Below are 18,929 nucleotides of genomic sequence, written 5' to 3'. Positions count from 1 at the left end.
TATGAAGAAAAATATTTTCATCCTCCTGTTATTACTGATCTCTGTCAGTTCATGTCGTATATCCTACTCTTTCAGGGGTACCTCCATCAACTATGATCTCACCAAAACGCTCCAGATAGGACACTTCGTCAATCAGGCACCATTGGTTTATCCCCCTCTTGAACAGCGGTTCAATGAGGAGATGAAGGATATGTTTACCCGCAACACGCGTCTGCAACTGGTAAACCAAAACGGAGATATGGAAATCGAAGGAGAGATTGTAGGGTATGAATTAACACCCCTGGCTGTACAGGAGGATGCGTTCGCTTCCGAAACACGACTAACCATGACGGTAAGGATGCGATTCCGGAATAATAAAACAGATGATCCCGAAATAGAGGAGAGGATATCTGCGAACCGCACGTTCTCCAGTAATGAGGTATTTGACACTGTACAAGACCAACTTCTTAATGAGCTCATCGATGAAATTGTAGATCAGATATTCAACGCCACCATGTCAAACTGGTAATTTTATGCAAAAGGAAGATCTATACAGATGGATGGAAAATCCGGAAAGGCTGGACGCTTCTACGTTGGAAGAACTGAGAACGGTTGTGAAAGAGTATCCTTATTTTCATACCTCCAGGCTACTATACACAAAGAATTTGAACCTGATTGACAACCAGGGATATGAAGAAGAATTGGGCAGAACAGCTGTTTTGTGCAATGACAGAAGGAAACTGTTCTACCTTATCTACCGGGAGGAATACGGGAAATTACTGAAGACAGATAAGGGAATTCACTTAAAAAGAGCCGACAGGACAGAAGAGTTACTTGAATCATTCCTTTCGTCGCTCGGGGAAAGAGAGATGATTGAGCCTACCGTAGAAAATGCAGAGTTGAATCTGGCTACGACGGACTATTTTTCCTATCTGAAATCGCTGGGCGGGGGGACCGGCAATTCTGATCACACTGAATACCAAAAATTACAACATCAGGATATTATCGATGCGTTTATCGAAAAAGCGGAATCAGACATATTGTTCGTTCCCAACGATACAGCCCCCATTGAAACGAAACAGGAGACAGAGGAAAAAGAAGAAGGAGGCGAATTCCTGACGGAAACACTCGCCAGGATATATATCAAACAAAAGAAATATGAACAGGCGCTCACAATAATTAAAAGGTTAAGTTTGAATTTTCCAAAAAAAAGTGTTTACTTTGCGCACCAAATTCGTTTTCTTGAGTTGTTGATTATTAACGCAAAAAATAAAGATAAATAAGATATGTATATTTTCATCACAATCCTTATTGTACTGGCAGCGATCCTGATGATCTTTGCCGTATTGGTGCAAAAATCCAAAGGAGGAGGACTGGCAAGCGGTTTCGCATCATCGAACCAGATTATGGGTGTCCGTAAAACAACTGACTTCCTGGAGAAGTTCACATGGACATTGGCGGGTACGATCATTGTTCTGAGTATCCTGACGGCCAAATACACGACCTCACATTCAAACGTTCCGCAATCTCAGATAGAAGTAGAACAACCGGCTCCGCTGAATCCTTCCACAGCACCGAATGTAACTCCGGAAATACCCGTTCCGTCACAGATCCCCGCTCAACCCCAGCAGGAAGAGGGAACACCGGAAGAGTAAAATATGATTTGCCTGCCATACGACTTTAGAACGATATTCGTATGAAACGAGCGTGACAATCATTATTACACAAGTAGATGATTAAAGCGAGTTGCCTCCAGTTAATACTTTTAAAGGAAGTCGGCAATTTCGCTTTGCTCAATTATCATACGATACCATTAAAATAAATAGTTTTAATCGTATGAAAAGACTTTTATCACTTTTTTTCCTGTTGTCCACCCTGTCAGCCGGAGCACAGACCATTACATACGATACGATCAGGGTATCTCCCGATGATGAACGGAATATCCATCTCAATCGTTCCAAAAATGTAGAGGTTTCAAGTGAACCTTTACGCAGGGAAAATATCCATACCGCCGGGAGGCAGTCTGCCACGTTCGACAAAAGTAAACTGCGTTTTGGAGCCAATCTGGGCTTGTCGATAAGCCGCAATTATACCAATCTGGGTTTTGGACCGCAAATAGGTTACCAGGTCAATAATTATTTTATGGCCGGAGCAGGAATCAAATACTATTATATGAAGGCACGTACTTACGAGTATGAAATAAAAAATAATTTACTGGGAACAAATTTGTTCGGTTATTTCTACCCGGTAAATTTTATCACTCTGTTTGTACAGCCTGAACTCAATTATATCTGGTCTAAATTTACTCCCAGGACAACAAAGGATTCCATAACGGACAGGGGATTGGTACCTTCGCTGGTAGTAGGGGCCGGTTTCCGTTTGGGAATATCCCATATCACATTGAACTACGACTTAGTGCAACACGCAGATTCACCTCACCCTGAAGGATTCTATTTAGGAGTCTCCGCTTTTTTCTAACGAAACACAATATCATGCACGACGGGTATCTCTGCATGATCATTCAATTTTTTAATCAACTCCTCTTTGATCATCATCAGTTCGGCACGCAATACTGCTGAATTAAGATGCACGTAAAGAGTATCACGGTTGAAATAAAGATTACCGGTGTACCTGGCAATCCCTTCCCCAAACAACTCATTCCACCCCCTGATAACACGTTGTTGCGCCATCTTTACTCTTAGTACGCTATTCTCATTAAAAAAATCTGAGAGTGCTTCCGACAACGATTGAGCATTTTTCTTTTGCATACAGACTAATCTTTCATCAGGGTTATCTCTCCATCCACTACGGAATAGATATGGGAGTTGTTATTAATCCTCGCCAGTATCTTATCCAGCGATCCTCTGTTGGTATCCGATATGAATATCTGTCCGAATTCCGCGCCGGAGACCAATTTTACAATCTCCTCCACCCTTTTCGCATCCAGCCGGTCGAAAATATCATCCAGCAACATGATAGGTGTTGTTTTTCCTCTCTTCAGCAGGAAGTGAAACTGTGCCAGCTTCAGGGAAACAAAATAGGTTTTGTTCTGTCCCTGCGATCCCACCTTTTTGATGGGATAGTCATCGAGCAGCATCTCCAACTCGTCGCGGTGAATCCCCACCGAAGTATGACCGAGATAGACATCACGTTGCCTGTTATGTTTCAACTTTTCAAGGAAATCAGCATCATTCAACTGGGAGGTATAGCTGAAAGAGACTTGCTCACCCGATTGACTGATACTCGCATAGAATTGATTGAAGATAGGGGTAAATTCTTCGATAAACTCTTTTCTTTTACTGTAAATAAATGTACCGGCCTCGGCCATCTGCTCCTCCCAAAGATCCAACAAGGTGAAATCGATAAGCGATTCCTCATTTTTTAACAGTACGTTCCGCTGTTGCAATGCCTTATTATACCTGAGCAATGCCCGCAGATATTCCTTATCAAACTGAGAAACAGCCATATCCATAAATCTTCGACGCACCTCACTCCCACCGGTAATCAGTTCATTATCATCCGGGGATATCATTACCAACGGGATCAGTCCGATATGGTCTGAAAGCCGTTCATATTCTTTCTTATTGCGCTTGAACTGCTTTTTTTGCCGGCGACGGATAGCACAATAGATCTCCTCTTTGGTATCATCTTCGAACTCATACTTTCCCTGTAGCATACAAACCTCTTCGCCATGTCTTATGATCTGCGAATCGACGGGATTCATATAACTCCTGCAAAAGGAGAGGTAATAGACGGCATCGAGCAGATTAGTCTTCCCCATCCCGTTGTCACCAATGAAACAATTCATCTTAGGAGACAATGTAAGATCTGCCTGAGTCAGGTTTTTATAATTAATAAGGGAAAGTTCTTTTAAAATCATAATATTGAAATCTCAACGACACAATCGTCTCATTCCTCAAATAACAGCCGCTGGAGATCCTCGGGAGAAATATTCATTTTGAGCCGTCCCTGTGAAGCAAATGATATCTTACCTCTCTCTTCGGAAACGATAATCACTTTCGCATCGGTCTCCTGAGATATTCCCAATCCGGCCCTGTGACGCAATCCAAGATGAGTGGGAATATTGGGATTCTGAGAGATGGGTAAAATACATCCCGCAGCCTTGATCTTCTTTCCGACAACAATCATGGCGCCGTCATGCAGCGGGCTGTTCTTGAAAAAAATATTCTCAATAAGTCGCGACGATATATCGGCATTGACAATTTCACCGGTCTGTTCATAAAGGCCTAAATGAAGATCACCCTGAATAGCAATCAGTGCTCCTGTATTGGTTCTTGACATGTTCATACACGCAAGCACGATAGGCGTCAGGTACGACTTATCGTTCTTCTGCTTATCACTGGGAAAGAAAAGTTTTGTGATAAAGTTCCACCCTTTTTTGGAACCGAGTGACATCAGAAAACGTCGGATCTCATCCTGAAAAAGGATTACCAATAAGAAAAGTCCCACACTCACAAACTGGTCAAGGATGGATCCGAGCAATACCATATTAAATACCCGTGAGACCAGAATCCAGATTACCATGAAAACCAGGATTCCGAGAAAGAGTGGACGCATCCCCGAGATCTTCACCAACCGGAACAGGTAGTAAAGAAGTAGCGCTACCAGCACTACATCAATGAAATCTTTTATTCCAAAATGTGAGAACATATTTTCTTATGAATCAAATGCAATGTTTTCGATGATTTTCACGCATTCTACAGCCTCTTTCACATCATGCACCCGCAGGATGTCAGCTCCTGAAAGCAACGCCACCGCATTGAGCACGGATGTACCGTTCAGGCTTTCTTCAGGTGTAGTTCCGAGCAGTTTGTAGATCATCGATTTTCGCGATATTCCTACCAGTATAGGTTCCTCAAAGATATGAAAATATTTCAGATAAGCCATCAATTCATAATTTTGAGAGATTGTTTTACTGAATCCGAAACCGGGGTCTATGATCACATCACTTACTCCGAGTTGATTCAATTTTGCCTTACGCTCAGAGAAATAATAGAGGATATCCTGAATAAAATTGTCATAATGGGTAAACTGCTGCATTGTCTGCGGTGTACCACGCATATGCATCAGAATATAAGGAACATTCAGTTGAGCCACAACCGGAAACATCCGTTCATCTATCTGTCCTCCCGAAATGTCGTTGATGATATTCACTCCATATTCTTCTACGGACTCCTTCGCCACATCAGCATAAAATGTATCCACAGAAAGGATCGTATCGGGAAATTCATTACGGATTAACTTCAGAGCAGGCATCAGCCGTTCGGTCTCCTCTTTTGCATCGAGAAACCGGGAGGCAGGAGAAGAGGATTGTGCGCCCACATCGATTATTGTCCCGCCCTCTCTGATTATCCGGGCACATCTCTCTATGATCTCGTTGGCAGCTTCTGTTCTGCTACCTGAAAAGAAGGAATCCGGGGTGATATTTACAATACCCATCACACGGGGTGTGGAAAAATCAACCAGTTGACCGTTTATATTAATTGTCTTCATTCTTTCAATAATTGTAGAACTGAGAAGTCAAGAAGTTGAGAAGTTTGAATCTTAAATCTTGAATTTTGAATCTTAAAGTACCGAATCGGGATCCTGGCCGGGATAATCAACGGTATAATGCAATCCTCTGCTCTCTTTTCGTACCATAGCCTGTTTAATAACCATATATCCCACCTTGATGATATTTCTCAACTCACAAATATCACGCGATACCACAGAACGCTGGAAGAGGTCCTCAGTTTCCCGGAACAGGATATTCAGCCGGTTAAGTGCTCTTTGTAAACGTAAATCCGAACGGACAATACCCACATATGACGACATGATCTGTCCCACTTCCCTGTAACTCTGCGTAATCAACACCATTTCTTCGGGAGAGGTTACTCCTTCGGCATTCCAGGATGGAATATCTTCCCGGAACGGGTACTGCCTGAAGAGAGGGATAGAGTGTTTCGCCGCAGCATCAGCGAAAACTACCGCTTCGATCAAGGAATTCGATGCCAGCCGATTGGCTCCGTGAAGTCCGGTACAAGCACACTCACCGTTAGCATAAAGGCGACTGATACTGGTCTCTCCATCCATATTTACTTTAATCCCTCCACACAAATAGTGAGCCGCAGGAGCCACAGGGATCATATCTTTAGTAATATCTATTCCGTAGGAAAGACATTTTTCATAAATGGTGGGAAAATGTTTCCGAGTTTCCTCAGGGTCTTTATGGGTTACATCCAGAAAGAGATGCTCAAAACCTTTCTCTTTCATCTCGGTATCGATTGCACGAGCAACAATATCACGGGGAGCAAGCGAGCCCCGATCATCATATTTGTGCATAAACTCTTTCCCGTCGAGTGTCTTCAACACACCTCCGTAGCCACGCATCGCCTCGGTAATAAGAAACGAAGGGCGTGCACCGGGATGATATAATGCGGTGGGATGAAATTGCACAAATTCCATCCCTTTGATCTCGCCCTTGGCACGCGCTACCATAGCAATACCGTCGCCTGTAGCGACCAGCGGATTAGTGGTGGTCTGATAAATACAGCCAATCCCGCCTGTGGCCATCATGGTAACCCGGGCAAGAAATGTATCGATTTCATTGGTCTCCTGGTTGAGGATGTAAGCCCCGTAACATTCAATGCCCGAAGTATGCCTGGTAACTACCTGTCCCAAATGGTGCTGCGTAAGCACTTCTATCGCAAAATGATGATCAAAGACATCGATATTAGGATGTTTTCGGATAGTTTCAATCAGGCTGTCCTGGATTTCTGCCCCGGTATTATCCTTATGATGCAAAATACGAAATTCAGAATGTCCTCCTTCCCGGTGGAGATCGAAGTTGCCTTTATCATCTTTATCAAAATCAACTCCCCATCTTATCAGTTCTCTGATTTGATCAGGCGCTTCACGCACCACTTTTTCCACCACCTCCACGTCACAAAGCCCTGCTCCGGCATCCAACGTGTCGGTTATATGCTTCTCGAAATTATCCCACGGATTAGTTACAGAGGCAATTCCTCCTTGTGCATAATATGTATTGGCATCTTCGAGTGAATTCTTTGCCGCAATAGCTACTCTTCCATGTTTTGCTACTTTCAGGGCGTAGCTCATTCCGGCAATACCCGAACCAATCACCAGAAAATCGTATCTATAAACCATTTCCCTCTTTTTTAGGATTATTCCGATACAAATTTACATGATTTTTCCCGGAATCCTCAGCCATTTCCATAAATCCTTTCCCCTTTACCGCATACCTTCATCTCTTCCAATGTAGCTTCCTATCAAGGCGCCAGCATAGTTAAAAAACGTTATACTCCTCAAAAATCTCTCCTAATTTGTTTTCTTTGTATATTAAATAAACCGACTGCTAAACATCACGATACTACCTGTCTCACACTCTTAATTATTTTGGTATGAACAACTTATTCCGTCTGCTTCTATTTCTCTGTCTCCTATCGACTTCGAGCCTGTTTTCCGGAAATACTGCTCAGCCGGATTCCACCTATCTGCTTAGAGGCAGGGTGCTCGGTGGCGACACCAATGAGCCACTGGTGAATGCAAGTGTTTCGGCACAACAGGTGAATGTATCGAGCGTCACCAACCAGGATGGATATTTCTCTATTCGTGTCCCTGCTTTTACAAAAAATTCACAACTGCTTATCCGTTATCTGGGATACGAGAACCGGGAGATTCCGATAATTACGCTGATCGATAATCCTAACAATCATATTACTCTAAAGCCCTCCCCCATCGAACTGAGTGAAGTTGTCGTAGTTTCGGGTGACGGAAAAGAGTTAATACGCGAGGCATTACAACGTATTCCACAGAACTACCCCGACAATCCTCATATGATGGTTGCTTTCTATCGTGAGTCGGTAAAGAAGGGATCAAATTATATTTCATTGGTAGAGACAGTGCTGGATATTTATAAAGCCACCTACAGTTCTTACAGTAATGATCAGGCCAAAATTTATATTGGACGCAAGGCCACCGATATCTCTCCCCGCGACACCGTCCTTCTGAAATTTCAGGGAGGTATCAGCGATGCGCTGATGCTTGATATTGCTAAAAACCCGGAGATCGTTTTCGGAACAGATGCATCAGAGTATCAATTTCATATCGAGGGACTGATTAATATCAACGACAAACCACACTATATCATTTCATTTGCACCCCATCCGGGAATAAAAGAAATCCTGTTCAGGGGAAATATTTATCTGGATGCTGCATCCCTCGCCTTCGCCCGTATGGAATTTAATATGAATGTGGAAGACCGCAAAGATGCAGCTAATATATTTATCAGACGAAAACCGTCGAAGATGAGGGTGGAAGTAAGCAAGGCACAATATGTAGTGGATTTTACTGAAAATAACGGAAAGTGGTTCTTTAATTATAGCAGTACTGAAGTTTCATTCCGCGTGCGATGGACAAACCGATTCTTCGGCCTGTTTGCCACTACCTACACTATCGGCTCGGAAATGGCTATTACCGACAGATATGACAACAATGTGGTGAAATTCCCCCGTAACGAACGGATCAGGTCTACTGATGTAATCGCTGAAAAGGTGGAACATTTTCTTGATCCTGACTTCTGGGGCGAATATAACGTAATTGAACCGAATCAGGAGATAATGGATGCAGTGAAACGATTGAGCGGGAAATTACGGCGAAGAGCGGAATGATCCCGATAAATCGGGACAGGTAGTGATGATTTGATGATATAGTGATTGCAACTAAAGAAAATTGCAAAACTGTTTGGAATTAGCAAATTTAGGTGTACCTTTGCAACCCAAAAGTTTTATACAATTATATTATTTACAAATCAGTATGTATTTAGATTCTGCTAAAAAGAAGGAAATCTTCGCCAAATACGGGAAGTCCAACACTGATACTGGCTCACCAGAAGCGCAGATAGCATTGTTCTCCTACCGTATTTCGCATTTGACTCAACATCTCAAGTCAAACAAAAAAGATTATAGCACAGAAAGAGCATTGAGAATTTTAGTGGGTAAGCGTCGCCGTTTACTCGATTATCTGATTGATACGGATATCGAAAGATATCGTTCTATTATCAAGGAACTGGGCATCAGAAAATAATTTTCTCAAAGAGAGACGAAAAGAGGATGGAACAACTGTTTTTATCCTCTTTTTTTGTTATGAGTCCTTCCCTTAAATGAATTTAAGCATTCACTCAATGGTACCAATGAGCAAGGGCTCACACATAACAAACAAAATAACAAACATTTACATATATATTTTTTATTGGATATAAATGGCATCGTTTAAAAATATGTTACAGAAATATGTCTTATAACATATTTTTTTATTTTGCAGATTCAAAATAGCGCTCTATCTTTGTATCGATAACCTAAAACAATCTTTTTTACCTTAACGCTGATATCACGTTAACCGATACAAAAGAGGCCTTCTCGATCGAGGGGGCCTCTTTTTTTTAAAATTTTTGGTTATATAAAAAAATATCTATATTTGAGGCATAAATGAGGTGTTTTTCGATTTTTGAACTTTTTCGTTAAGCCAAATGAGCAGAGTCAAGCTTGCTTGAACTATGCCATGGCGAGAATTGAAAATCGAGGAGCGCAGGCGACTCAAATAGTCTAACTTTAGTGAACGTTTTTCTAATAACCTTCCATTATGCTAAAAATACTTATTCTTATTGATTATTCCAGCGAATTCAGTCGCCGGCTGCTCAGAGGGTTGATCCAATATTCCAAGGAACACGGTCCCTGGATCTTTTATCGCCTACCCTCCTACTATAAAACACTGTACGGTAAAGAAGGGATCGTGGAGTGGGCCAAAGAATGGGCAGCAGACGCTATTGTGGCACGGTGGGACCATGAGGGTACTAATCTGCTGGAGTCGTTAAACATTCCAATTCTACTTCAAAATTATAAAGAGCGGAGTCTCTATTTCTCCAATCTGACCGGAGACTATTTCGGCACCGGAGAGATGGCTGCTCAATTTTTCATTAAAAGACGTTACCGGAATTTTGCATTTTATGGAAATAAAGGGGTGGTTTGGTCCCGCGAAAGAGCTGAGGGATTTAGGTCTCAAATAGAAAAAGTCGGCGGAAATTATCATTATTTCGAAAGTGAAAATCTGCACGGGGAAGAATGGAGTACCAGCCATATACAGCTCGACGAATGGCTCTTATCACTGCCTAAACCTGTGGGGCTGTTTGCCTGCGACGATAATTTCGCATTAAGGGTATCCCAAATCTGCAAGATCAATAATATACAAATTCCCGAAGAGATTGCTTTGCTGGGAGTAGATAATGACGAACTGATCTGTAATCTGTCCGACCCACCTATCTCTTCCATTGTTACCGATGTGGAAAGAGGAGGATATGAGGCAGGCAGGCTCATCGACAGGATGAGCAGGGGAGAAATTAAAGAACCGTTCAATATCATTATCCGTCCGACCAGGTTTGAACTTAGGAAATCTACAGAAAAGTATGATATTGCGAATGAATATATTTCACAGGTAGTAAATTTTATAGAAGACAATTTTATCTCCGATATCAATATAGAGGAACTTACACAATTGGTCCCGTTGTCCCGACGTAACCTGGAAGTGAAGTTCAAAGATGAAATGGGAACCTCTATCTATCAGTTTATCCTAAGTTGCAGAATCGATTATTTCGCACATTTATTGGTAACCACTGAAAGAACCCTGTTCGACCTGGCATTAGAGTCAGGATTCAATGACTGTAAGAATATCGCAAGAATATTCAAAAAGATGAAAGGCTGTACTCCTATCGAATATCGTAAGAAATACAGTGATTCCCGTACCGCATAACGTTATTTGAAAACACAATTACGTTTTTAAAGCAATTCTATACCATATAAAAAATAATTTTGTGCTTTAGTACATTGAAACACCGGAGCATATTTTTTTAATTTATAACAATATGAGTAACAGTCCTCAAATCAATCATGTACAAGACAGAAGCGCTACCATCAAATCGATGATAATACTGGCACTGCTGTTTTTTATTTTCGGATTGGTATCATGGGTAAACACCATCTTAATACCCTATTTCCAGCTAACTCTTCAATTATCGAATTTCCAGTCCTACCTGGTGACATTTGCCTTTTATATTGCTTATTTGATTATGGCAATTCCCTCCTCTTTTTTATTAAATAAGGTAGGTTACAAAAAAGGAATGATGTTTGGATTATGGTGTATGTCGATAGGAGCTTTGCTTTTTGTTCCGGCTGCTTACTGGCGTATCTATCAAATATTTCTTTTGGGATTATTCCTGTTAGGAGTGGGACTGGCTATTCTTCAGTCTGCAGCTAATCCCTATGTAACTATTGTAGGTCCCATGGAGAGTGCTGCCAAAAGAATGAGTATTGTAGGTACCGGTAATAAACTGGCAGGGGTAATTGCAAATCTGATATTTGCAGCTGTCGTTATCAGGGAATCCGACAAAGTACTTATGCGGGAGATTGAAGCGGGAAATTACACTGGAATAGCCTTGGAAACAGCTTTAGATACTTTAATAAAGGGAGTAATGACACCTTATCTCATTTTAGGTATTGCACTTTTTATCTTCGGTATAATTGTCCGTTACTCACCTTTGCCTGATTTAGATCCCTCTATAGTAAATAAACAGTCAGCAGAAGATGTAAATTCACATAAATCCATTTTACAATATCCGGCGCTTATTTTAGGGGTGATTGCCATGTTCTTTCATATAGGAACCCAGATGATCGCGTTGGGTACCAGTATTCAATACGCAGGGACTATGGGGGAGAGTCTGGCGGGACCAGCTCAGAATATCCCCTCTTATACCATGTTATTGACGTTTATCGGTTATTTCTTAGGAATCGCGCTTATACCAAAATACCTGAAGCAGCGGAACGCCCTCCTGATTTGTGCCTCCATCAATTTACTGCTATCTGTGATGATAATAACCACATCGGGAACAGTACGGTTTCTTGGTATCACTTCCGATATCTCCCTCTGGTATTTAGTAATGATGGGGCTTCCAAACGCTTTGCTCTATGCTGGCATCTGGCCGCTGGCTATCAACGGGTTAGGAAAATACACCAATCTGGGTGCCTCATTCCTGGTGATGGCCCTGTGCGGAAGCGCCATCATGCCCATTGTGTACAATGCTTTTGTGGAATTGAATGCATCTTTATCTCCCTTTGAAGCAATGAAGCAGGCATATTGGATCCTGATTCCCTGCTTTGCCTATATTGTCTGGTACGCTGCCAGTGGACACAAAATCAAATCATGGAGAAAAACAAATAATTAATGTGATAATTTGATTGATGTGATAATTTGATGATTAATCTACTAATCAGTAAATCTACTCATCTATAAATCAAATAGTTTTTAGTTTTTCACTTTTAATTTTTAGTTTCTATGAATAACCGAATCATCATAAAAAACGGAAAGATCATCTTCCCTGATAGGATAGAAGAGAATCTGGCCATTGTATGCGAGAACGGAAAAATAGTCGATATTGTAAACCCTCACGAAGTTATTTCAGATGACGGAGATGTGGTCATCGATGCCCGGGACAAATATGTCTCTTCCGGTTTCATTGATATCCACACGCACGGGGGTGGCGGACACGACTTTATGGACGGAACCGTCGAAGCGTACCTCGGTGCGGCGGAAACACATGCAAAGCACGGGACTACCGCACTTTTACCTACAACTCTTACCAGTACATTCGAAGAGTTGATGAAAACATTCTCCACCTATAAAAAAGCAGTAAAACAGAATACCAAAGGAGCCAAATTTCTTGGACTTCACCTTGAAGGCCCCTACTTTGCCTATAACCAACGGGGTGCCCAGGATCCCAAATACCTCAGAAATCCCGAACCGGAAGAATACAATAAGGTATTGGCTGCATCGGACGACATCGTTCGTTGGAGCCTGGCGCCCGAGCTCCCCGGTGCATTGGAGTTTGGTAAAGTTCTCAGGGAAAGAAATATCCTCACCTCTATCGCCCATAGCGATGCTATCTATGAAGAGGTTGTGGATGCCTACAACGCCGGATTCAACCATATTACCCACCTCTATTCGGCTATGTCGACCATCACCCGCAGAAACGCCTTCCGGTATGCCGGTATTGTAGAAGCGGCCTACCTGATCGATGACATGAATGTGGAGATCATTGCCGATGGGGTACATCTGCCTAAATCCTTACTTCAGTTCGTATATAAATTCAAAGGGCCTGACAAAACCGCGCTATGTACCGACTCAATGCGGGGAGCAGGAATGCCTGACGGTGAGTCTATCCTGGGTAGCCTCGACAAGGGGCAGAAGGTGATCATCGAAGACGGTGTAGCCAAACTACCCGATCGTACAGCTTTTGCAGGAAGTGTTGCTACTACCGACCGGTTAGTCAGAACCATGATAAATATAGCCGAAGTCCCTTTGGTGGAAGCGGTAAAGATGATGACCTTAACCCCGGCCCGCATGATGAAGATAGATCAGCAGAAAGGATCTATCCAAAAAAACAAGGATGCTGATTTTGTTATTTTTGATGATAATATTAATGTTTCATATACAATCTTGGAAGGAAATGTCATATACCGAAATTAACACGAATGTAATCACATTCACTAAAGGAATGTTGGAAGTGAAGATCTTCCATACGCGAGAGGAAATGGGTAAGGAAGCGGCGGCTAATGTATCGGAGATCATCCGGCAATTACTCGGAGAGAAAGAGGAGATCAATATGATCTTTGCGGCCGCACCATCACAAGGTGATTTTATGAAAGAGTTGATTGCCGATAAGCAAATCCGCTGGGAAAAGATCAATGCTTTTCATATGGACGAGTATATAGGATTGGAAAAAGATGCGCCGCAAGGCTTCGGAAATTTCCTGAAAGAGCGTATTTTCGACAAAGTCCCGTTTAAAAGTATCCATTATATAAACGGCAGGGCCGAAGACCCTTACGCTGAGTGTGAAAGATATGCGGGGTTGCTGAATCAGTACCCGGTAGATATTGTTTGTCTCGGGATTGGGGAGAACGGACATATTGCATTCAACGACCCTCCTGTAGCTGATTTCAATGATCCGAAACAAGTAAAAGTAGTAGAACTGGATATGTCTTGCAGGCAACAGCAAGTAAATGAGAATCTGTTTTCCGGCATAGACATGGTACCTACCCATGCTATTACAGTTACCATCCCTGCCCTGTTGAAAGCTAAATATATGTTCTGCATGGTACCGGCTAAAAACAAGGCTGAGGCGGTCTACCGCACATTAAACGAAGAGATCAGCGAGAAATGTCCGGCTACTATCTTGAGAACAAAAGAAGATGCCGTTCTCTACCTGGATAAAGCAAGTGCATCACTTTTAAATTAAAAAAACAATAGATACTGTGTCTTGAATCTTGGTTCTTGATTCTAAAAATTCAATCATTATGAGACTAAAAATTATTTTATCAACTATTTTGTCGGGACTTTTATTGATAGCCCAGGCACAGATAAAAGTAGGAATTATCGGATTGGATACCTCCCACTCCATTGCATTCACTAAATTTCTGAATGGAAAAGACAAAAAAGAAGAGTTCAAGGATTTTACCATTGTGGCCGCCTATCCCTATGGATCAAAAACAATCAAATCGAGTTATGATCGAATCCCCGGCTATATAGAGCAGGTAAAGGAAATGGGGGTGGAGGTTGTACCTTCCATTGCCGAACTTTTGGAGAGAGTTGATTGTGTATTGTTGGAAACCAATGATGGTAATTTGCATCTGGAACAGGCTTACGAAGTATTTAAAGCAGGAAAGATTGTTTTTATCGATAAACCAATAGGCGCTAACTTAGCACAAGCTATTGCTATTTTCCAATTGGCAAAACAATACAATGTCCCTGTATTCTCTTCCTCTTCATTGCGATATGTCTCCGAAAGCCTGAAGCTGCGCAATGGCGAATTAGGTAAGGTCCTCGGTGCGGATTGCTATAGCCCGGGCCATCTTGAACCATCTCACTTAGATATGGCATGGTATGGTATCCATGGCACTGAAATTCTTTTCACTGTAATGGGAACAGGCTGTGTTTCAGTAAATCGTATGACCTCAGAAGGAACCGATATGGTTGTTGGGCTTTGGGATGATGGACGCATAGGAACTGTCAGAGCTACACGTACAGGAAAAAATGGGTATGGAGGCCGTGCTTTCACAGACAAAGGAGTTGTCTCCACCGGAGAATATAAGGGATACGAACCACTTTTAAGAGAAATACTTAATTTTTTCAAGACACGTATTCCTCCTGTACCGGAAAAAGAAACTCTGGAAATATTCACCTTTATTGAGGCCGCCGATATCAGCAAAAGCAAAGGAGGAAAAATCGTCTCTATGGATGCTGCCTACGCAAAAGGTGAAAAAGAAGCAAGGAAACTGATCCGTAAATTAAAATAACAGAAATGAAAAAGAGGTGGATAATTATTGTAGTCGGACTAATATTATTTTCTTGTATGAAAAAAAATAATAATCCTGCGGAAGATCAGACAATATTCACCGGAAAAACGGGAGAGATAAAACTAATTGTCCTGGCTCCAGGACATTTTCATGCCAGTCTACTTCAAAAAAGGAATATGCCGCAAGTGAATGATTCGGTATTTGTATATGTAGCTACCGAAGATGTCGGATTAAAACAATATCTTTTGGCCATTGAGTCTTTTAATAAAAGAGATGAAGATCCTACAAACTGGCAGATTATTGTCTATACAGGTGACGATTTTTTGAATAAGATGATATCCGACAAAAGAGGAAACGTAATTGTACTTGCTGGTAATAATAAAGAGAAGACAGGATATATTCTCAGTGCGGTAGATGCCGGATTAAACGTCCTGTCGGATAAACCGATGGCAATTAACCGGAAAGACTTCCTTTTACTTGAAGAAGCTTATGCCAACACTGAAGCGAAAAACGTGTTGTTATATGATATGATGACCGAGCGTTACGATCTGCTGAATATCATAGAGAAGGAACTCATCAATGATTATGATTTTTTTGGAGAACTGCAATCGGGAACACCCGAAGAACCCGCTGTCTATATGGAAAGTGTACACCATTTCTATAAAGAAGTGGCCGGCACACCGTTGATCCGTCCGGCATGGTACTACGATGTGGAACAACAAGGGGAAGGTATCGCAGATGTAACTACCCATCTAATCGACTTGCTATTTTGGAAATGTTTTCCCGATCAGGCTATCGATTATACCACCGATATTGGAAATATCTCGTCCACCCACTGGCCTACTGAAATAACATTGGCACAATTCACAAAATCAACCGGTGAAACCTCTTTCCCCAATTATCTACAGAAATACATCGACAACTCTGTGTTGAAAGTCTATGCTAACGGTACTCTCCATTTCAATGTCAGGAATCGGAATGTAAATCTGAAAGTGACTTGGGATTACGAAGCACCCGAAGGTAGCGGAGATACCTTTGTGTCAGTTGTAAAAGGGACAAAAGCTATTTTGAGAACAGAGCAGAATAAAGAACAGAATTTTATTAAACAACTGTATGTGCAAAAGCCGGAAGAATTGGATGAGAAGCAGTTTTCCGGTAATTTGCAAAAAGCAGTCGAAAAAATCCAAACGATTTACTCTTTCGTCTCTGTTTCTCCTACCTCCGTTAAAGGAGAGTATCTCATCAATATCCCTGTCGAGCAGAGAGAAGGACATGAATCACACTTCAAGTATGTAGCTGAAAGTTTCTTCAATTTTCTTGTAAACCACGATATGCCAGAGTGGGAAAAAGCCAATACTCTAGCAAAATATTACATTACTACACAGGCAGTAAAACTGGCTGAAAAATAAATCAATGGCAATGATAAGCGAAAATAATTATTCGAAGTCTCAACTTATATTTTTACTCATACTCCGGTTTGTAGTTGGTTGGCATATTCTGTACGAAGGAATATCGAAAGTTTTAAATCCACAATGGACATCCGCAAATTTCCTTCAGGAATCCCAAGGGATTTTATCGGGTCTTTCAAATTGGATTATCTCAAATGCCAATTTGCTGACCATAATCGATTTTTTGAATATCTGGGGATTAATGGCCATAGGAGTAGGATTGATTTTTGGTTTTCTCTTCAAACCGGCGGCAATTATAGGATCATTTTTAGTCTTTATCTATTATCTGAGTGTTCCTCCTTTGGTGGGGTATGAATATACACTCCCTGTCGACGGGAGTAACCTGGTTGTTAATAGAACATTGATTGAGGCGATCGCTCTTTTTGGATTAGCCCTTTTCCCAACAAGCAAAATATTCGGATTAGATTTTTTTATTTATTCTCGCAATAAAAGGAAACTTCAAAATGGAAAAACAAGATAACAACTCAAAAGAAGAAAACTTCAACAGCAAGAGTTCTCATTCAGAGGATACAAAAAAAACGTCGAAAGACGTTTCACGCAGGAATGTCTTGAAAGCATTCGCAGGAATTCCGGTTGCAGGGTTGTTCGGTTTCGAACTGCTCAAGAAGATTGACTATGACAAGAATAAAAGACAACGTATTATTCAGGAATTAGGACTAGATAAAATGGAGTTTTCTATTCCGGAGTATGGCAGAGAACAGAAACAGGATATAATCCGGATAGGGATCATAGGATTTGGACGGCGTGCAGAACAATTATCTGCAGGACTGGGATTCATGCATCCTGAAGAGGTTAAGAAAAGAGAAAACAACAATACACTAAAAAGTTGGTTGGAACAGGAAAATCTTCATGTTGCCATCACCGGGATTTGTGATGTATTCGATTTACATGCCGAGCGTGGCTTAACCATAGCTAATAATAATATTCGATCGGGAGCATCCCCCCTTCCTGTCAAACGATATCATACTTATCAGGAAATGCTTGCCGATAAAGATATTGATGCAGTAATAATTTCAACTCCCGACCATCATCACGGACATATGGCTATCGACGTTACTAAAGCGGGAAAACATGTTTATCTGGAAAAGAGTGTAGCTCACACTGAAGAGGAACTGAATGAACTATATCGTGTGGTAAAAGACAGCCATATTACTTTTCAGTTAGGACATCAAATTACACAAAGCACTGTTTTTAAACAAGCTAAAGAAATTATTGATAAAAATGTGTTGGGTAAAATCACCCTTATAGAAACGACCAGTAACCGTAATACAGCGGAAGGAGCGTGGATAAGGCATCTGGATAATAAAGGTAACCCCAAACCCGGAGATGAGAAAAGCATCGATTGGAAACAATGGTTAGGAAATACACCATATGTTCCTTTTAGTATCGATCGGTTTTATAACTGGACTAAATGGTTTGCTTATGATACCGGTATGATCGGTCAGTTATTTACGCATGAATTTGATGCAGTCAATCAACTACTCAGAATCGGTATACCTAAATCTGTCTCCTCTTCAGGTGGCATATATTACTGGAAGGATAATCGTGAAATGCCCGATTGTTTGCACTGTGTATTTGAATATCCTGAAAAAGACCTGACATTAATGTATAGTGGAAATCTTGCTTCCAGCAGGAATCGCGGAAGAGTCTTCATGGGACACGACGCATCAATGGAACTGGGACAAAACATTAAAATAACTGTAGATAGGAATTCAACGCAATATAAAAAAGGGATAGCATCCGGATTGATTGAAACTGGTTCTCCAATGCTCTCTTTCAATCCGAATGCAGGACAGATAGATGCAGTCACATCGGCATCAGAGAAATACTATGCCGACCGTGGATTGACAAACACCGTTATCAATGGTCGACAAATAGACGTAACACATTTGCATTTACGTGAATGGCTTAACTGTATTCGTGAAAACAAGACGCCTAGCACCAATATAGAAGTTGCTTATGAAGAAGGAGTCGCGTGCTTAATGGCGCATCGTTCTTATCTTGAGAAACGACAAGTATTTTGGGATGAGGAAAACAAAAAAATCATATAAAAACATATTAT

General features: G+C 41.4%; 19 protein-coding genes. 14 read left to right on the top strand and 5 right to left on the bottom strand.

The genetic code is table 11. The annotated features are described in order from the left end of the window. The first annotated feature begins 1 nt into the window (after position 1). The 4 genes from lptE (at position 2) to F597_RS0113080 (ending at position 2,457) form a co-directional block, all read left to right on the top strand. Positions 2-508, top strand: coding sequence for an LPS assembly lipoprotein LptE (gene lptE / locus F597_RS0113095; protein ID WP_019540204.1), 507 nt, complete (start codon positions 2-4; stop codon positions 506-508). A gap of 4 nt (positions 509-512) precedes the next feature. Further along, positions 513-1,262 carry a hypothetical protein gene (locus F597_RS0113090; RefSeq protein WP_026327439.1) on the top strand — a complete coding sequence of 250 codons (750 nt, stop codon included), beginning with the start codon at positions 513-515 and terminating at the stop codon, positions 1,260-1,262. Positions 1,263-1,265: 3 nt separating this feature from the next. Continuing rightward, positions 1,266-1,634 (top strand): preprotein translocase subunit SecG, encoded by a 369-nt coding sequence (gene secG / locus F597_RS0113085; RefSeq protein ID WP_019540202.1) that lies wholly within the window; start codon positions 1,266-1,268, stop codon positions 1,632-1,634. Between the two features lie 181 nt (positions 1,635-1,815). After that, complete coding sequence (locus tag F597_RS0113080) at positions 1,816-2,457, top strand: porin family protein (RefSeq protein WP_019540201.1); 642 nt, start codon at positions 1,816-1,818, stop codon at positions 2,455-2,457. Here F597_RS0113080 and F597_RS0113075 read toward each other — a convergent pair. The 5 genes from F597_RS0113075 to nadB all read right to left on the bottom strand — a co-directional run bounded on the left by F597_RS0113075 (position 2,454) and on the right by nadB (position 7,146). Continuing rightward, positions 2,454-2,747: a DciA family protein gene (locus F597_RS0113075; RefSeq protein ID WP_019540200.1), complete on the bottom strand. Its 294-nt coding sequence runs from the start codon at positions 2,745-2,747 to the stop codon at positions 2,454-2,456. The two genes, F597_RS0113080 and F597_RS0113075, sit on opposite strands and share 4 nt — an antisense overlap. Before the next feature lie 5 nt (positions 2,748-2,752). After that, positions 2,753-3,859: a DNA replication/repair protein RecF gene (gene recF, locus F597_RS0113070; protein WP_019540199.1), complete on the bottom strand. Its 1,107-nt coding sequence runs from the start codon at positions 3,857-3,859 to the stop codon at positions 2,753-2,755. A gap of 29 nt (positions 3,860-3,888) precedes the next feature. Further along, positions 3,889-4,650 carry a diadenylate cyclase CdaA gene (gene cdaA / locus F597_RS0113065; RefSeq protein WP_019540198.1) on the bottom strand — a complete coding sequence of 254 codons (762 nt, stop codon included), beginning with the start codon at positions 4,648-4,650 and terminating at the stop codon, positions 3,889-3,891. A gap of 6 nt (positions 4,651-4,656) precedes the next feature. Further along, positions 4,657-5,493 (bottom strand): dihydropteroate synthase, encoded by an 837-nt coding sequence (gene folP / locus F597_RS0113060; RefSeq protein ID WP_019540197.1) that lies wholly within the window; start codon positions 5,491-5,493, stop codon positions 4,657-4,659. Between the two features lie 72 nt (positions 5,494-5,565). After that, complete coding sequence (nadB, locus tag F597_RS0113055) at positions 5,566-7,146, bottom strand: L-aspartate oxidase (RefSeq protein WP_019540196.1); 1,581 nt, start codon at positions 7,144-7,146, stop codon at positions 5,566-5,568. Positions 7,147-7,400: 254 nt separating this feature from the next. On the opposite strand from nadB, the gene F597_RS20810 reads away from it, so the two are divergent. From F597_RS20810 to F597_RS0113000, 10 genes are all read left to right on the top strand, one after another. Further along, positions 7,401-8,669, top strand: a complete 1,269-nt coding sequence (locus tag F597_RS20810) for a carboxypeptidase-like regulatory domain-containing protein (protein WP_019540195.1) — start codon at positions 7,401-7,403, stop codon at positions 8,667-8,669. A gap of 145 nt (positions 8,670-8,814) precedes the next feature. Further along, the gene (gene rpsO, locus F597_RS0113040; RefSeq protein ID WP_026327438.1) at positions 8,815-9,084 is read left to right on the top strand and encodes a 30S ribosomal protein S15; all 270 of its coding nucleotides are present in this window, start codon (positions 8,815-8,817) and stop codon (positions 9,082-9,084) included. A gap of 555 nt (positions 9,085-9,639) precedes the next feature. Then, on the top strand, positions 9,640-10,803 hold the full coding sequence (locus F597_RS0113035; RefSeq protein WP_019540193.1) for an AraC family transcriptional regulator: 1,164 nt from the start codon (positions 9,640-9,642) through the stop codon (positions 10,801-10,803). A 112-nt stretch (positions 10,804-10,915) separates the two neighbouring features. Continuing rightward, positions 10,916-12,271, top strand: coding sequence for an MFS transporter (locus F597_RS0113030; protein ID WP_019540192.1), 1,356 nt, complete (start codon positions 10,916-10,918; stop codon positions 12,269-12,271). Positions 12,272-12,381: 110 nt separating this feature from the next. Continuing rightward, the gene (nagA, locus tag F597_RS0113025) at positions 12,382-13,572 is read left to right on the top strand and encodes an N-acetylglucosamine-6-phosphate deacetylase (RefSeq protein WP_019540191.1); all 1,191 of its coding nucleotides are present in this window, start codon (positions 12,382-12,384) and stop codon (positions 13,570-13,572) included. Further along, positions 13,553-14,341 carry a glucosamine-6-phosphate deaminase gene (locus F597_RS0113020; RefSeq protein ID WP_019540190.1) on the top strand — a complete coding sequence of 263 codons (789 nt, stop codon included), beginning with the start codon at positions 13,553-13,555 and terminating at the stop codon, positions 14,339-14,341. Before nagA ends, F597_RS0113020 begins: the two co-directional genes overlap by 20 nt. Positions 14,342-14,399: 58 nt before the next feature. Further along, entirely contained in the window at positions 14,400-15,398 is a 999-nt protein-coding gene (locus tag F597_RS0113015; protein WP_026327436.1) for a Gfo/Idh/MocA family protein, read from the top strand. Positions 15,399-15,454: 56 nt separating this feature from the next. Beyond that, positions 15,455-16,807, top strand: a complete 1,353-nt coding sequence (locus F597_RS0113010; protein WP_019540188.1) for a putative oxidoreductase C-terminal domain-containing protein — start codon at positions 15,455-15,457, stop codon at positions 16,805-16,807. 10 nt (positions 16,808-16,817) lie between these two features. After that, entirely contained in the window at positions 16,818-17,327 is a 510-nt protein-coding gene (locus F597_RS0113005) for a DoxX family membrane protein (protein WP_026327434.1), read from the top strand. Then, a complete protein-coding gene (locus F597_RS0113000; RefSeq protein ID WP_019540186.1) occupies positions 17,311-18,918 on the top strand; it encodes a Gfo/Idh/MocA family protein in 1,608 nt (535 codons plus the stop codon). Before F597_RS0113005 ends, F597_RS0113000 begins: the two co-directional genes overlap by 17 nt. The last annotated feature ends 11 nt before the right edge of the window (positions 18,919-18,929 follow it).

The organism is Proteiniphilum acetatigenes DSM 18083, assembly GCF_000380985.1.
GTDB lineage: Bacteria > Bacteroidota > Bacteroidia > Bacteroidales > Dysgonomonadaceae > Proteiniphilum > Proteiniphilum acetatigenes.
This window is presented reverse-complemented; position numbering and strand designations above follow the sequence as displayed.

Excerpts from the sequence above, each read along its gene's own strand:
- lptE (WP_019540204.1), top strand. The coding sequence starts at position 2 with ATGAAGAAAAATATTTTCATCCTCCTGTTATTACTGATCTCTGTCAGT.
- F597_RS0113090 (WP_026327439.1), top strand. The coding sequence starts at position 513 with ATGCAAAAGGAAGATCTATACAGATGGATGGAAAATCCGGAAAGGCTG.
- secG (WP_019540202.1), top strand. The coding sequence starts at position 1,266 with ATGTATATTTTCATCACAATCCTTATTGTACTGGCAGCGATCCTGATG.
- F597_RS0113080 (WP_019540201.1), top strand. The coding sequence starts at position 1,816 with ATGAAAAGACTTTTATCACTTTTTTTCCTGTTGTCCACCCTGTCAGCC.
- F597_RS0113075 (WP_019540200.1), bottom strand. The coding sequence starts at position 2,747 with ATGCAAAAGAAAAATGCTCAATCGTTGTCGGAAGCACTCTCAGATTTT.
- recF (WP_019540199.1), bottom strand. The coding sequence starts at position 3,859 with ATGATTTTAAAAGAACTTTCCCTTATTAATTATAAAAACCTGACTCAG.
- cdaA (WP_019540198.1), bottom strand. The coding sequence starts at position 4,650 with ATGTTCTCACATTTTGGAATAAAAGATTTCATTGATGTAGTGCTGGTA.
- folP (WP_019540197.1), bottom strand. The coding sequence starts at position 5,493 with ATGAAGACAATTAATATAAACGGTCAACTGGTTGATTTTTCCACACCC.
- nadB (WP_019540196.1), bottom strand. The coding sequence starts at position 7,146 with ATGGTTTATAGATACGATTTTCTGGTGATTGGTTCGGGTATTGCCGGA.
- F597_RS20810 (WP_019540195.1), top strand. The coding sequence starts at position 7,401 with ATGAACAACTTATTCCGTCTGCTTCTATTTCTCTGTCTCCTATCGACT.
- rpsO (WP_026327438.1), top strand. The coding sequence starts at position 8,815 with ATGTATTTAGATTCTGCTAAAAAGAAGGAAATCTTCGCCAAATACGGG.
- F597_RS0113035 (WP_019540193.1), top strand. The coding sequence starts at position 9,640 with ATGCTAAAAATACTTATTCTTATTGATTATTCCAGCGAATTCAGTCGC.
- F597_RS0113030 (WP_019540192.1), top strand. The coding sequence starts at position 10,916 with ATGAGTAACAGTCCTCAAATCAATCATGTACAAGACAGAAGCGCTACC.
- nagA (WP_019540191.1), top strand. The coding sequence starts at position 12,382 with ATGAATAACCGAATCATCATAAAAAACGGAAAGATCATCTTCCCTGAT.
- F597_RS0113020 (WP_019540190.1), top strand. The coding sequence starts at position 13,553 with ATGTCATATACCGAAATTAACACGAATGTAATCACATTCACTAAAGGA.
- F597_RS0113015 (WP_026327436.1), top strand. The coding sequence starts at position 14,400 with ATGAGACTAAAAATTATTTTATCAACTATTTTGTCGGGACTTTTATTG.
- F597_RS0113010 (WP_019540188.1), top strand. The coding sequence starts at position 15,455 with ATGAAAAAAAATAATAATCCTGCGGAAGATCAGACAATATTCACCGGA.
- F597_RS0113005 (WP_026327434.1), top strand. The coding sequence starts at position 16,818 with ATGATAAGCGAAAATAATTATTCGAAGTCTCAACTTATATTTTTACTC.
- F597_RS0113000 (WP_019540186.1), top strand. The coding sequence starts at position 17,311 with ATGGAAAAACAAGATAACAACTCAAAAGAAGAAAACTTCAACAGCAAG.